Origin of the sequence: Ciceribacter lividus (genome assembly GCF_003337715.1) — a bacterium.
Classification (GTDB): Bacteria; Pseudomonadota; Alphaproteobacteria; order Rhizobiales; family Rhizobiaceae; genus Allorhizobium; species Allorhizobium lividum.
The window spans coordinates 64,267-77,319 of the sequence record NZ_QPIX01000011.1 but is presented as its reverse complement, the minus strand read 5'-3'; the positions used below and the strand labels follow the sequence as shown (position 1 = coordinate 77,319).

The following is a 13,053-nucleotide window of genomic DNA, read 5'->3' as shown; positions in this document are numbered from 1 at the left end:
CCACTGTCGGAAGATGTCTTCGCGCGACGGCTCACCCCTTGATGCAGACAAGCGGGGAAAGCTTCGCCACGCGGCGGGCAAGGCCGGCCTTCTCGGCGGCCACGACCACGGCGCCCACGTCCTTGTAGGCTCCGGGCGCTTCTTCCGCGACCCCACGCATCGAAGGGCTGCAAATGATGATGCCGCGGTGGGCCAGCTCGTCGACCACCTGGCGGCCGCCCCACTGTTTGACCGCCGCATGGCGCGACATGGCCCGCCCGGCGCCGTGGCAGGCGGAGGAGAAGGACTTTTCTTCGCTCGTCGCAAGGCCGGCCAGCACATAGGAATTGGTGCCCATGCTGCCGCCGATCAGCACCGGCTGACCCACCGCCTTCAGTGCTTCAGGCAGGTCGGGATGGCCCGGGCCGAGGGCTCGTGTCGCGCCCTTGCGGTGGACATGCAGGCTGCGGCGCCTGCCGTCGACCTCGTGCTCCTCGACCTTGCAGGTGTTGTGCGACACGTCGAAGAGCAGTGTGAGTTCGTTGCCGGGGAAGAAATGCCGGAAGACCCTCCGCGTGAAATGGCCGAGGATCTCGCGATTGGCGAGCGCGCAGTTGATGCCGGCGCGCATGGCGCCGAGGTAGCGCCGGCCCGCGTCCGAGTTGATCGGTGCGCAGGCGAGTTCCTTGTCCGGCAGGATGATGCCGGCCTCCTTCGCCGCGCCGACCATTTCGAGCAGGAAGTCGCTGCCGATCTGGTGGCCGAGGCCGCGCGAACCGCAATGGATGGTGACGACGACCTCACCGACCTGCAGTCCGAAGATGCGTGCCGCTTCCGGGTCGTAGATCTCGTCGATCGCCTGCACTTCGAGATAGTGGTTGCCGGAGCCCAGCGTTCCCATCTCGCGGCGCTGTCGTTCCTTGGCACGGTTGGAGACGAATTCCGGCCGGGCGCCGGCCATGCGGCCGTCTTCCTCGATACGTTCGAGATCGCGTTCCTCGCCCCAGCCCCTGTCGACCGCCCAGCGCGCACCGCCCCGCAGCATGTCGTCCATCTCGATGTCGTCGAGGCTGATCGTGCTTTCACTGCCGACACCGGCCGGGATGTCGCGGTAGAGCGCCTGAGCAAGGCCATGCGCGACCCGTTTCAGGTCTTGGACGGGAATGCCGGTCAGCATGGTGCGCACGCCGCAGGAGATATCGAACCCGACGCCGCCCGCCGAAACGATGCCGCCGTGATCGGCATCGAAGGCGGCGACCCCGCCGATCGGGAAACCGTAGCCCCAATGGGCATCCGGCATGGCGTAGGAGGCTCCGACGATGCCCGGCAGCGATGCGACGTTCGAGGCCTGCAGATAGACCTTCTCGTCCATCCCCTCGATCAGCGCCTCGTCGGCATAGATGATCGCCGGCACGCGCATGGTGCCCGTCGGCTCGATGCGCCATGTGAACGGGTCAACTTGGGTGAAACGTGCCGGGTCCATCGTCACCTCCCTCAGACATCGACGATGCAGGCGGCCGACCAGCTGCCATCAGCGGCCTGTTCCACCTGCAACTCGCCGTAGGTCGCACCCTTGGGTTCCGCCGCCGGCACATGCCGCAGCACGTCGACCGGTTCGCCCCAGAGCGTGCCGTTCAGCATGTCTCCGTCGATCCTGACCTCGAAGCGGCCGAAGAGCATTCGACGGACCGCCATTTCGTAGATGATGGCGTTGAGCCACTCCACGAAGAGCAGATCGAGGGCCGGCGCCCTGCATTCGACCTCGACTATGGTTCTGGCTTCGACCGGTTCGTCTGTCACAGCCGCCGTCAGCGCAAGGGCCGCCTGTTGGAAGGCTTCTGCCGGGGTCGCGCCGAAACCGCGCACGCCGACGTCCGCGTCATGCGGGAAGAGTTCCCACATGCGGGCCGGCCCGGTCTTCTGCCCATGCCCTTCCATCGCCGCCTCCCGGCCGGATCGACACCCGACCCCGTGACCTGCACATTCCTTCTATTAGCTCTATCAAAAATAAACGACGGTTCCTACCTTCGCGCATTGATGTCCGTCAAACGTCGACCTCTGCGAAACGGACGCAAAAACAAAAGGCGGCGCCGTGGCGCCGCCAGTCGGTTTGACGGGGAGGAGTTCGTCAGACCTTGCGCTTCTTCTGGCGATAGACGTCGGCCACGACCGCGGCGACGATGATCATGCCCTTGATGATTTCCTGGTAGTAGGCGTCGACGCGCAGGAAGGTGAAGCCGGAGGTCATCACCCCGAGGATGATGGTGCCGATCACCGTGCCGGTGATGCGACCGGCGCCGCCCGAGAGCGAGGTGCCGCCGATGACGGCCGCCGCGATCGCGTCGAGCTCGTACATCACGCCCATACCGGCCTGCGCGGTCTGGGCGCGGGCGGCGGTGACGACGCCTGCGAGGCCCGCCAGCATGCCGGCGATCGCATAGACCTTGACCAGGTGCCTCTCGACGTTGATGCCGGAGACGCGGGCTGCCTGCACATTGGCGCCGATCGCATAGGTGAACTTGCCGTAGCGGGTGTAGCGCAGCGCGATGTGGAAGATCAGCGCGACGACGAGGAAGACGATGACCGGCCAGACGCCCGTACCGATGAAGTTGAACTGGTCGGTAAGACCCGAAACCGGCTGGCCCTTGGTGTACCACTTCGAAATGCCGCGCGCCGTCACCATCATGCCGAGGGTGGCGATGAAGGGCGGGATCTTCGTTCTGGCGATCAATTGGCCGTTGATGAAGCCGGCCAGAAGCCCGATCAGGATGCCGACGCCGATCGGAATGAAGAAGGGCATGTCGGTGAGGCTCGGATAGAGTGCGCGCGACCAGGTGGAGGACTGGGCGAGGCTCGCAGTGAACATCGCCGTCATCCCGACGACCGAGCCCGAGGAGAGGTCGATACCGCCGGTGATGATGACCTGCGTCACGCCGACGGAGATGATGCCGATCACCGACACCTGCAGGATCATGATGGTCAGGCGCTGCGGGTTCATCAGGAAGCTCTGGCCGACGAAGAGCCAGCCGAGCAGTTCGAAGACGAGCGCGATGCCGATCAGCACCAGGAAGATGTTGGCTTCCGGCGGCATCCGGCGCGTGCGCGGCTGCCCCGTCTTCAGGTCGACATCGCTCTTGGTCGCGGTCTGTTGGTTCATTCTAACCTCCCTGTCGGTCCCCGGACGGCGTCAGCGCGACGCCAGGTCCATGACCTTGATCTGTGTGGCTTCCGCCCGGTCGAGGAAGCCGGTGACGCGTCCCTCGTGCATCACCATGATGCGGTCGCTCATGCCGAGGACCTCGGGCATTTCCGATGAAATCATGATGACTGCGACGCCCTTCCGGGTCATCTCGGTGACCAGGCGGTGGATTTCCGCCTTGGCGCCGACGTCGATCCCGCGGGTCGGCTCGTCGAGGATCAGGATGCGCGGGTCCGTCAGCATCCATCTGCCGATCAGCACCTTCTGCTGGTTGCCGCCCGAAAGGTTCTCGATGCGCTCGTCGAGGCTCGGGGTCTTGACCCGGAGCTTGCGGCACATCTCCTCGCAGTCGGCCGAAAGTTCGCTCTGCTGAACGAAGCCGTTCTGGACATAGCGGTCCTGGAGCACGGCGAGCTGCATGTTCTCCAGAACGCTGAGGATCAGCAGGCAGCCCGTGTCCTTGCGGTCCTCGGTCAGGAAGGCCATGCGGTTGCGGATCGCTTCCGTCGGGCTGTCGATCGAGACGCGCTTGCCGTCGATCGAGACCTCACCGGAGGAGGCGGGCGTCACCCCGAAGAGCGTCTCGGCGACATTCGACCGGCCCGAGCCGACGAGGCCTGCGACGCCGAGGATTTCGCCGGCGCGCACGTCGAAGGAAACATCCTTGAACACGCCGTCGAGCGTCAGGTTCTTCACCGACAGCACGACCTCGCCGAGGGGAACGTCCTCCTTCGGGAACATCTGGGTGATCTCGCGGCCGACCATCATGCGGATGATGTCGTCGCGGGTGACGTCGCTCGACGCATGCGTGCCGATATACTTGCCGTCGCGGAAGACGGAGAACTCGTCGGCGATCTCGAAGAGCTCGTTCATCTTGTGGGTGATGTAGACGATGCCGATCCCCTGCGCGCGCAGGTCGCGGATGATCCGGAAGAGGTGTTCCACCTCGCGGTCGGTGAGTGCCGAGGTCGGCTCGTCCATGATGAGGACGTCGGATTCATAAGAGACGGCTTTGGCGATCTCGACCATCTGGCGGCTGGCGACGGAAAGCTCCCCGACCGGCGTCTCGGGATGGATCGATATGTTGAGGCGGTTGAAGAGCGCAGCCGTGCGGCGGTTCATCTCGGCATGGTCGATGAAGCCGAACCGGTTCAGCGGCTCGCGGCGGATCCAGATATTCTCGGCGACCGTCATGTAGGACATCAGGTTCAGTTCCTGATGGATCATGGCGATGCCGTTTTCCAGTGCGTCGAGCGGCGAATTGAGCTCGATTTCGGCACCTTTCAGCCGCACCGTTCCCTGGTCGGGCTGGTAGATGCCGGCGAGGATCTTCATGAGCGTCGACTTGCCGGCGCCGTTTTCGCCCATCAGCGCGTGAACGCTGCCGCGCTTCAGGCGGAAGGACACGTCGTCCAGCGCGACGACGCCCGGAAATTCCTTGCGCACCCCTTCGGCGGCCAGAAGATACTCGGCGTTCGGAACCGCACCGCTCTTTCGGACGGCGGCCATGGTGGACGGACTGACCATCGCGACTTCTCCTCCCTAAACATCGGGAATGCGGGCGAACCCGCATTCCCGCACTCTCGCTGGCGAAATCAGTTCTTCGCCTGATAGTCCTTCAGGTTTTCCGGAGTGACGAGTTCGAAGGGAATGTAGACCTTCTTTTCAACCGCTTCGCCCTTGGCGAGCTTGAGGGCGGCGTCGACGGAGCCCTTGCCCTGGCCGGCCGCGTTCTGGAACACGGTGGCGTCGAGGTCGCCCGCTTCCATGGCCGCAAGCGCGTCCCGCGTGGCGTCGACACCGGCGACCACGTAGTCCTTCATGTCCTTGCCGGCGGCCTTGAGCGCCTGGATCGCACCGATCGCCATTTCGTCGTTGTTGGCGATGACGGCGTTGAACTCGAGGCCGGCGGAAAGCCAGTTGGTCACCAGGTCGGCGCCCTGGGTGCGCGACCAGTTGGCGGTCTGTTCTTCGACGATCTCGATGCCCTTGCACTCGTCGGTGGCGACGACGTCATGGACGTCCTGGGTCCGCATGCGCGCGGCCTGGTTGGAGAGTTCGCCCATCATCAGGACGGCCTTGCCCTGGCCACCGAGCAGGCGGCAGACTTCCTTGGCTTCGAGCGTGCCGGAATCGGCTTCGTTGGAGGCAACGAAGGCCTGCTTGTCCGGCAGTTCGTTGACGTTGACCGGCTCGCGGTTGACATAGACGAGCGCAACGCCGGCATCGGCGGCGATCTTCGACATTGCGGCGGTCGCGTCGGTGTCGACCGGGTTGACGATGATGGCGTCGACGCCGGCGGCGATGAAGTTCTGGATCTGGCTCTGCTGCTTGGCGACGTCGTTCTGGGCGTCTTCGATCTGCAGGGTCACGCCGTCGAGCGTCTTGGCATAGTCGGACATGCCGTTGCGCAGGACGGTCAGGAAGTTGTCGTCGAACAGCGCCATGGAGACGCCGATGGTTTCCGCGTGGGCGGCCGTACCCATCAGGACGGACAGCGCAGCGCCAAGAATATACTTCTTCATTTCTTTCCTCCTCAGTGGTGCCCGGCTTCACCTTGCTCCTGCCGGAAGCCGGATTTTCCGGCCCTGTGCATTCGGTCCGCGCTCCCCGCGCGACATGCAAAACGGAATAAACAGACCGTGCGCGTCAAAATGCAGATAATTTATTCCATTTTTTGCGGAGGCCGTCAACGGGCGAAAGCCGGCCTGCGACAAAGAATCCGATGAATCGTGGCAAAGGGAGCATCAGGCGCGGATGATCGCTGGAATTCCTGTTCCATTTCGCTGGGAGCATTGCCGCGTCATTCGCGAGCGATGGCTGACGGGCAGAGCCTGCGACGCCGTGCCGAGGCCGCTCCGGCATCGGCTCTTCTTTCCGCCCTTCAGCCGAGTTCGAGCGTCGTGATACCGAAGATGCCGTTCATGACGAGGTCCGGCGCCGGGCCCCGGTACATCCGCTTGGTGGCGAAACCTTCCTCGAACCCGAGCGCCCAGAGGTGTTCGGCGAAAGCTTCCTGGACGACAGGGACGTCGATATGGAGGGTGCCGCCGCCCGCGGCCGCCGCGCAAGCCGCGACCAGCGCCTTGGCGTCTTCGAGGCCGTCGGCGAAGAGCGGCCCGATCTTGAACCCGTCGTGACACTCCCGGACGACGGCATAGCCGTGCACGCTTCCGTTCCGCAGCACCGCGCGGGCATGGCGGGGGTGTTCGAGCCACGTCCGCAGGAAGCCGTCCCGCTCCGCGGGAAAGAAGGGGCGATCATAGGCGAGGACCTGCGGCACGAGGTCCCCGGTGACGGCAACGACATTGCCGCCCGCTTGCGGATGCGTCGGGCGGCCGCTCCAGCGCAGCGTGTTGTAGGCGGCGACGAAGCCCATGCGGGCATAGTTCGCCTGCTGTGCCGGGACGCCGTCGAGCCCGATCGTGCGGTCGCCGAGACGGGCCATGCCGGCATCCCAGACCAGCTTGCCGTAGCCTTTGCCGCGATGATCGGGGCGGCAGATGTAGAGCCCGATAAAGCCGAAGTCCTGCCCGTAGGCGACGGCGGATATGCCGGCGACGAGTTCATCGCCGAGAAAGCAGCCGAGGAAGCCGTCGGGGTCGGCTGCGCGGAAGGCGGCGGCGTCGGCAAGTCCGGGGTTCCAGCCTTCGTCGTTCGCCCAGCCAATGAGGCGTTCGACTCCGGCTGCATCGAGAACGCGGACTTGGACACCCGGCTGATCCATCACACCCCCATGGCTGACGGCGCAAAGGCCTCCATCGCCCCGTCATATCGCTTGTCGACCGGCCGAGCATAAGCGCTTCGCTTTGCCGTGGACAAGCCCATGGCCACCAGCGCCTCCGCCTGCTTGACGGCGGCGGCGACGCCATCGACCACCGGCACGGAGAATTCGCGCCGGAGATCGAGGCAGAGATCAGCCATGCCGGCGCAGCCGAGCACGATCGCCTCCGCCCGGTCGTCCTTCAGTGCCGCCGCGATTTCGCTGCGCAGCCGGTCGCGGGCGTTCGATTGCGGGTCTTCGAGCGAGAGCACGGGGATGTCCGCGGCGCGCACCCTGCAGCGGCCCGTCATTCCGTAGCGGTGGACGAGCGCCTCGATGGGAATGCGCGAGCGTTCCATGGTGGTGACGACCGAGAAGCGCTGGGCGATGAAGGCGGTGGAGGCGAGGGCGGCCTCGCAGATGCCGATGACCGGGATTGCGGCGAGCGCACGCGCCGCGTCGAGCCCTGTGTCGTCGAAACAGGCGATGACCGCCGCCGCGGCGCCCTGTCTTTCCGCCCTGGCGATTTCGACCAGAAGCCCCGGCACTGCGAGCGCCTCGTCGTAGTAGCCCTCGATCGAAGCCGGCCCCATCGAAGAGGTGATCGCATCGATGACGGTCGCGGGATTGGCGACGCGACGGGCGGCATCGCCGATGGTCGCGGTCATGCTGGCGGTGGTGTTCGGATTGATGACGGCGATGCGCATGAACGGGTAAACCTCAACCGTCGCGACGACGGCGATTGATGAAGGAGATCAGCGCCAGCGTCCCGCCGATCACGAGGAAGGAGAAGAGGGTGGTCACCGTGCCGAGCGCGTAGAGGACTGGCGTGGTGACGTTGGTGGTCATGCCGTAGATTTCGAGCGGCAGCGTGTTGTAGGTGCCCGACGTCATCAGCGATCGGGCGAACTCGTCATAGGAGAGGCTGAAGCCGAAGAGACCGATGCCGACAAGCGAGGGTGCGATCATCGGCAGCACGACATGGCGGAAGGTCTGCCAGGCGCTCGCCCCGAGGTCGCGGGCGGCCTCTTCATAGGCGGGCGAGAAGCGGTTGAAGACGGCGAACATGATCAGGACGCCGAAGGGGAGCGTCCAGGTGAGGTGCGCGCCGAAGGCCGACGAATACCAGGCCGGCTGCAGCCCGATCTGCTGGAAGAGAACACCGATCCCGAGCGAGATGATGATCGACGGCACGACGAGGCTTGCGACGGAAAGGTAAAAGAGCGCCGAGGCACCGAGGAAACGGCGGCGGAAGGCGAGCCCCGCAAGCAGCGAGACGAGGACGGTGACCACCATCACCATCAACCCGAGTGTGAGGGAGCGACGGAAGGAGCCGCCGAAGTCGCCGACGGCCTGCTGCTCGAAGAGATTGACGAACCAGTGAAGCGATATGCCGTTGAGCGGGAAGGTGAGGCCGCCGTTCGGACCCTGGAAGGAGAGGATGAGGATCGCCGAGAGCGGACCGTAGAGGAAGAGCACGAAGAGGGCGAAGAAGGCGGCGAGGACGTAGAATTCGCGCGAACGCTTTTCCCGGTACATGTCAGAGCTCCTTGCGGATGTCGACGACGCGCAGGATCGCTGCGACCATCAGGAGAACGAGGACGAGCAGGACGACCGCATTCGCGGCGGCCGCCGGATATTGCAGCAGCGACATCTGGTTCTTCATCATGAGGGCAACCGACGCGCTCTGGCCGCCGGACATCACCTGAACGGTCGAGAAATCGGCCATCACCAGCGTGACGACGAAGATCGTGCCGATCGCCATGCCGGGTTTGGCGAGCGGGATGACCACGTTCGCCAGCGTCTGCCAGCCGGATGCGCCGGCGTCACGCGCCGCCTCGAGAAGGGACCGGTCGATGCGCATCATGGTGTTGAAGATCGGCGTCACCATGAACAGCGTGTAGAGATGCACCATGGCGAGCACGACGGCGAAATCGGAATAGAGGAGCCATTCCACCGGTTCGGCAACGATGCCCGAGGAAACGAGGGTACTGTTGATCAGCCCGTTTCGCCCGAGAACCGGAATCCACGAGATCATGCGGATGATGTTCGAGGTGAGGAAGGGCACCGTGCAAACGAGGAAGAGCACGGTCTGGATGGCGGCGCTGCGAACATGGAAGGCGAGGAAATAGGCGACCCAGAAGCCGATGAAGAGGGTGATCGCCCAGACGATCGCCGCGAACTTGATGGTGTTGAGATAGGTCTTCCAGGTCACCCAGGAACCGAGCGTTTCCGAATAATTGAAGGTGACGAAATCCGGATACATCTGGGCGAAGTCGTAGTCCCAGAAGCTGACGACGCCGATCATGACGATCGGAACGAGAAGGAAGGCGCCGAGGATGAGCGCGAGCGGCGCGGCCTGCAGATAGGAGGCGAACCAGGCCGGCAAGCGGATGGAGCGCTTGGGTCTGTCTTCGCCGACACCCAGGAATCGCACTGTGGTCATAGCTCGTCTCACCCTTATACTTCGATGGAATGAAAGACCCCCTCTGGCCTGACGGCCATCTCCCCCACAAGGGGGGAGAAACCACGCCGAAATCTTTCACCTTCCACGGGCGGTGGAGGAAAAGCCCCTCCCCCTTGTGGGGAGGGGTTGGGGAGGGGTGTTCCCTTTACGCCGCGATGAACTCGTTCCAGCGACGGACCATGTAGCGGTCCTCGTCCATGACCGAGTTCCAGCAGGCGACCTTGCCCATGCGCTCTTCGAACGAGCCACCGTCGCGGACAGCCCCGGCCTTTTCCATGACCTTGCCTTCCGGGGACATGATGTCACCGGTCGCCGGCTTGCCCTCGATCCAGTAGCCCCATTCGTCGGCGGACATGAATTCCTTGGCGGTTTCCATGCAGGCGGAATAGTAGCCCTGGCGGTTGAGATAGCCGCCGACCCAGCCGGACGTGTACCAGTTGATGTATTCGTAGGCCGCGTCGAGCTGCGCGCCCGAAAGGTGCGAGGCGAGGCCGAGACCGCCGCCCCACGAGCGGTAGCCTTCCTTGAGCGGCTGATACTTGCAGGCGATGCCCTTCGAGCGGACGGCGGCCACGGCCGGCGACCACATCGACTGGATGACGACTTCGCCGGATGCCATCAGGTTGACGGACTCGTCGAACGATTTCCAGAAGGCGCGGAACTGGCCGGCCTGCTTGGCCTTGATCAGGAAGTCGATCGTGGTGTCGATCTCGGCCTTCGTCATGTTGCCCTTGTCGGCATATTTGATGATGCCCATGGCTTCGCAGATCATCGCCGCATCCATGATGCCGATCGACGGGATGTTGAGGATCGAGGTCTTGCCCTTGAAGGCCGGATCCATGATGTCGGCCCAGGTGGTGATCTCGCGGCCGACGAGGTCCGGACGGATGCCGAGCGTGTCGGCATTGTAGATCGTCGGCATCATCGTGAAGAATTCGGTCTCGCCCTTGGCAAAGGTCTTTGCGTCCTTGCTTTCGACATAGCCGACGGTGTGCGGCGCGGTGCCTTGCGCGATCACGCTGTCGGGCAGGAGCTTGCCGGTTTTGAAGAGCGGCACGACCTTGTCGTAATACTTGAGCTTCTTCGTCTCCATCGGCTGGATCACGCCGGTCGGATAGACCTTCTTCAGGATCCAGTATTCGATGTCGGCGATGTCGTAGGAGTTCGGCTGGGTGACGGCGCGCTGGGCGGCGGCGTCCGAATCCGTCGCCGTCATTTCGAGCGTGATGCCGAGGTCGGCCTTGCACTTCTCGGCGATGGCATTGATGTTCGATACGCCCGTCCCGAACTGGCGCAGCGTGATCGGGTTCTGCGCCCAGATGGTGGGAAAGCCGGTGATGGCGCCGGAGCCGGCGGCGAGACCGGCCGCGGCGGAGGCGGTCTTGAGCAGGTTGCGGCGGGTGATGCCCGTCTTCTTGGTATTGGTTTCGGTCATGCGCAGTTCTCCTCTGTGGTTTTTTGGTTGCTCAGGGATTGCGGTGTTGCGGGCGGCCGAGGACGATCACGTCGCCCGGGTCCCAGGAGAGCGGAACGGCCTCGCCGACCTTCGGCTGGCGGGTGAAGAAATCGGTATCCCGCGCCACCACGGTGAATTCATCGAGGCCGGCCCCGGTGATCGAAAGCCGTACGGTCGCGCCGAGATATTCGATGTTGCCGACGATCCCCTGGAAGCCGTAGCCCTCCGCGATCGGATCGCCGAGGCGGATACGGTCGGTGCGGACCGCAATGTCGGCCGGCGCTCCGATTTCCGTCGCCGGTCCATTTGCGTGGAAGCGGCCGCCGTTCGGCACCTCGATTACCGGTCCCGAGGGATCGGAGGCGACGACGCGGCCGGAAATCACGTTATGATCGCCCATGAAGCGGGCGACGAACGCGGTCGCGGGCTGCTCGAAGACGGTGCGCGGCGGCGCGGCCTGTTCGATCCGGCCCTCGTTCATCACCACGATGAGGTCGGCGAGCGCCATCGCTTCTTCCTGGCTGTGGGTGACGTGGACGAAGGTGATGCCGAGCGAGGCCTGCAGCTTCTTCAGTTCCGCGCGCATGCGCACCTTGAGGAAGGGGTCGAGCGCCGAAAGCGGTTCGTCGAGAAGCAACACCGCCGGATCGGTGATCAGGGCGCGGGCGAGCGCCACGCGCTGCTGCTGGCCGCCCGAGAGCTGCGCCGGCTTGCGCCCCGCATACGGTTCGAGCTGCATGAGCGCGAGCATCTCCAGCGCCTTCGCGCGGCGTGCCTCCCGCCCCATCCCCTTCATCTTGAGGCTGAAGGCGACGTTGTCGACGAGATCGAGATGGGGAAAGAGCGCGTAGGACTGGAACATCATCGCCGTCCCGCGGCGGGCGGGCGGCAGGTCGGTCACCATCGTGTTGCCGAGCAGGATGTCGCCGCTGGTGACCGTCTCGTGGCCGGCGATCATGCGCAGCGTCGAGGTCTTGCCGCATCCCGAAGGGCCGAGCAGGCAGCAATAGGTGCCGGCACGGATTTTCAGGCTGACGGCATCCACGGCCGTGGTGGTGCCGTAGATCTTGGTGATCGATGCGATGTCTATGTCTGCCGCTTTGCTCATGCACGCCCTCTCCAGGTCTGCAAGAGAGCATGCATCGTGCGTGCCAGTTCGTGGTGGGGTGCCTCAACTGATTGAAACGGAAAGACTATTCCGTCTTGATTGTCGCATCTCGCGCCGCCGGCCGGACGCTGTGCGCAGATTCTGGGCGAATGGTGGCGATCTTATGGGCAGATTGTACACAATCTTGTGCGGTCTTTGCATTCACTGTCGGATCAGCTAGTCTGGGGCGAAATGCGAAGCGGGACACAGGCCATGGATGTAACGGAAAAGACGGGTGCGATCGAGAGTGCCCAGGACGACCGGTCGGCGGCGATCCGGGAGTCGCTGAGGAGCGCGATTATCGACAGGCGTCTTGCGCCGGGCACCAAGCTGACCGAGAGCGAGGTTGGCGCCCTGTTCGACGCGAGCCGGACGGTCGCACGGGCTGCGCTGCAGATGCTCGCCTTCGAGGGACTGGTGAAAATGGAGCGCAATCGCGGCGCCTTCGTCTCCAGCCCGTCGCCGGAAGAGGCCCGTCAGGTCTTCGCCTCGCGCCGGCTGATCGAACCGGGGATCGCGATTGCCGCCGCCGCGCGCATCACTTCCGGGGATGTCGAGCATTTCCGGCGGCATCTCGAGGACGAAACCGCCCATATGAACGAGCGTGGCCCCGCCGCCCGCCGGGCGGAGATCAAGGCCTCCGGTGATTTTCATCTGATGGTGGCCTCGATTTCCGGAAACCAGATCCTCAAGCGCTTCATGGAGGAACTGATCGCGCGTTCCTCGCTGGTCATCGCCCTTTACGGACGCACCGGGGTTTCGAGCTGCGGACACAACGAGCACGCCGACATCCTCGACGCCCTGGAGCGGCGCGACGGGGAGAAGGCGGCGCATCTGATGCTGCATCACATCGACCACATCGAGGCCGATCTCGATTTCCGCACCCCGGAGGGACTTGCGCTGCGCGACGCGCTCGGCATCTGAGCCTTCTCGCGGCGTTGACGTCGCTTGTTGGAACATGACTCACGAAACCCTTCCCCTTTCCGCGAAAAAATCGAGACGTGCGCGCACCCGCGACGAAATGCAACTTGGCCGGATACTC

Annotated in this window: 12 protein-coding genes; 1 reads left to right on the top strand and 11 read right to left on the bottom strand. The window is 64.4% G+C overall.

Features of this window, described 5'->3' with window-relative positions; genetic code table 11:
• Positions 1-31 precede the first annotated feature (31 nt).
• The 11 genes from DFR48_RS18180 to DFR48_RS18130 all read right to left on the bottom strand — a co-directional run bounded on the left by DFR48_RS18180 (position 32) and on the right by DFR48_RS18130 (position 11,972).
• Positions 32-1,462, bottom strand: coding sequence for an RtcB family protein (locus tag DFR48_RS18180; RefSeq protein ID WP_114364633.1), 1,431 nt, complete (start codon positions 1,460-1,462; stop codon positions 32-34).
• 11 nt (positions 1,463-1,473) lie between these two features.
• Positions 1,474-1,917 carry an archease gene (locus tag DFR48_RS18175; RefSeq protein WP_210206014.1) on the bottom strand — a complete coding sequence of 148 codons (444 nt, stop codon included), beginning with the start codon at positions 1,915-1,917 and terminating at the stop codon, positions 1,474-1,476.
• 190 nt (positions 1,918-2,107) lie between these two features.
• Entirely contained in the window at positions 2,108-3,136 is a 1,029-nt protein-coding gene (locus DFR48_RS18170) for an ABC transporter permease (protein WP_114364632.1), read from the bottom strand.
• A 30-nt stretch (positions 3,137-3,166) separates the two neighbouring features.
• On the bottom strand, positions 3,167-4,705 hold the full coding sequence (locus DFR48_RS18165) for a sugar ABC transporter ATP-binding protein (RefSeq protein WP_114364631.1): 1,539 nt from the start codon (positions 4,703-4,705) through the stop codon (positions 3,167-3,169).
• 68 nt (positions 4,706-4,773) lie between these two features.
• Positions 4,774-5,703 (bottom strand): sugar ABC transporter substrate-binding protein, encoded by a 930-nt coding sequence (locus DFR48_RS18160; protein WP_114364630.1) that lies wholly within the window; start codon positions 5,701-5,703, stop codon positions 4,774-4,776.
• Between the two features lie 359 nt (positions 5,704-6,062).
• On the bottom strand, positions 6,063-6,905 hold the full coding sequence (locus DFR48_RS18155; RefSeq protein ID WP_114364629.1) for a GNAT family N-acetyltransferase: 843 nt from the start codon (positions 6,903-6,905) through the stop codon (positions 6,063-6,065).
• Positions 6,905-7,648 carry an aspartate/glutamate racemase family protein gene (locus DFR48_RS18150; protein ID WP_114364628.1) on the bottom strand — a complete coding sequence of 248 codons (744 nt, stop codon included), beginning with the start codon at positions 7,646-7,648 and terminating at the stop codon, positions 6,905-6,907. Before DFR48_RS18150 ends, DFR48_RS18155 begins: the two co-directional genes overlap by 1 nt.
• 13 nt (positions 7,649-7,661) lie before the next feature.
• Positions 7,662-8,480 carry an ABC transporter permease gene (locus DFR48_RS18145; protein ID WP_114364627.1) on the bottom strand — a complete coding sequence of 273 codons (819 nt, stop codon included), beginning with the start codon at positions 8,478-8,480 and terminating at the stop codon, positions 7,662-7,664.
• Position 8,481: 1 nt separating this feature from the next.
• The gene (locus tag DFR48_RS18140; protein WP_114364626.1) at positions 8,482-9,387 is read right to left on the bottom strand and encodes an ABC transporter permease; all 906 of its coding nucleotides are present in this window, start codon (positions 9,385-9,387) and stop codon (positions 8,482-8,484) included.
• A gap of 166 nt (positions 9,388-9,553) precedes the next feature.
• On the bottom strand, positions 9,554-10,843 hold the full coding sequence (locus DFR48_RS18135; protein WP_114364625.1) for an ABC transporter substrate-binding protein: 1,290 nt from the start codon (positions 10,841-10,843) through the stop codon (positions 9,554-9,556).
• 31 nt (positions 10,844-10,874) lie between these two features.
• Complete coding sequence (locus DFR48_RS18130; RefSeq protein WP_114364624.1) at positions 10,875-11,972, bottom strand: ABC transporter ATP-binding protein; 1,098 nt, start codon at positions 11,970-11,972, stop codon at positions 10,875-10,877.
• A gap of 252 nt (positions 11,973-12,224) precedes the next feature.
• Between DFR48_RS18130 and DFR48_RS18125 the strand changes: the two genes are divergently transcribed.
• A complete protein-coding gene (locus DFR48_RS18125; protein ID WP_114364623.1) occupies positions 12,225-12,935 on the top strand; it encodes a GntR family transcriptional regulator in 711 nt (236 codons plus the stop codon).
• The last annotated feature ends 118 nt before the right edge of the window (positions 12,936-13,053 follow it).

Coding starts and splice junctions, on each gene's coding strand:
- DFR48_RS18140 (WP_114364626.1), bottom strand. CDS start 9,387: ATGACCACAGTGCGATTCCTGGGTGTCGGCGAAGACAGACCCAAGCGC.
- DFR48_RS18125 (WP_114364623.1), top strand. CDS start 12,225: ATGGATGTAACGGAAAAGACGGGTGCGATCGAGAGTGCCCAGGACGAC.
- DFR48_RS18130 (WP_114364624.1), bottom strand. CDS start 11,972: ATGAGCAAAGCGGCAGACATAGACATCGCATCGATCACCAAGATCTAC.
- DFR48_RS18155 (WP_114364629.1), bottom strand. CDS start 6,905: ATGGATCAGCCGGGTGTCCAAGTCCGCGTTCTCGATGCAGCCGGAGTC.
- DFR48_RS18160 (WP_114364630.1), bottom strand. CDS start 5,703: ATGAAGAAGTATATTCTTGGCGCTGCGCTGTCCGTCCTGATGGGTACG.
- DFR48_RS18150 (WP_114364628.1), bottom strand. CDS start 7,648: ATGCGCATCGCCGTCATCAATCCGAACACCACCGCCAGCATGACCGCG.
- DFR48_RS18165 (WP_114364631.1), bottom strand. CDS start 4,705: ATGGTCAGTCCGTCCACCATGGCCGCCGTCCGAAAGAGCGGTGCGGTT.
- DFR48_RS18175 (WP_210206014.1), bottom strand. CDS start 1,917: ATGGAAGGGCATGGGCAGAAGACCGGGCCGGCCCGCATGTGGGAACTC.
- DFR48_RS18145 (WP_114364627.1), bottom strand. CDS start 8,480: ATGTACCGGGAAAAGCGTTCGCGCGAATTCTACGTCCTCGCCGCCTTC.
- DFR48_RS18135 (WP_114364625.1), bottom strand. CDS start 10,843: ATGACCGAAACCAATACCAAGAAGACGGGCATCACCCGCCGCAACCTG.
- DFR48_RS18170 (WP_114364632.1), bottom strand. CDS start 3,136: ATGAACCAACAGACCGCGACCAAGAGCGATGTCGACCTGAAGACGGGG.
- DFR48_RS18180 (WP_114364633.1), bottom strand. CDS start 1,462: ATGGACCCGGCACGTTTCACCCAAGTTGACCCGTTCACATGGCGCATC.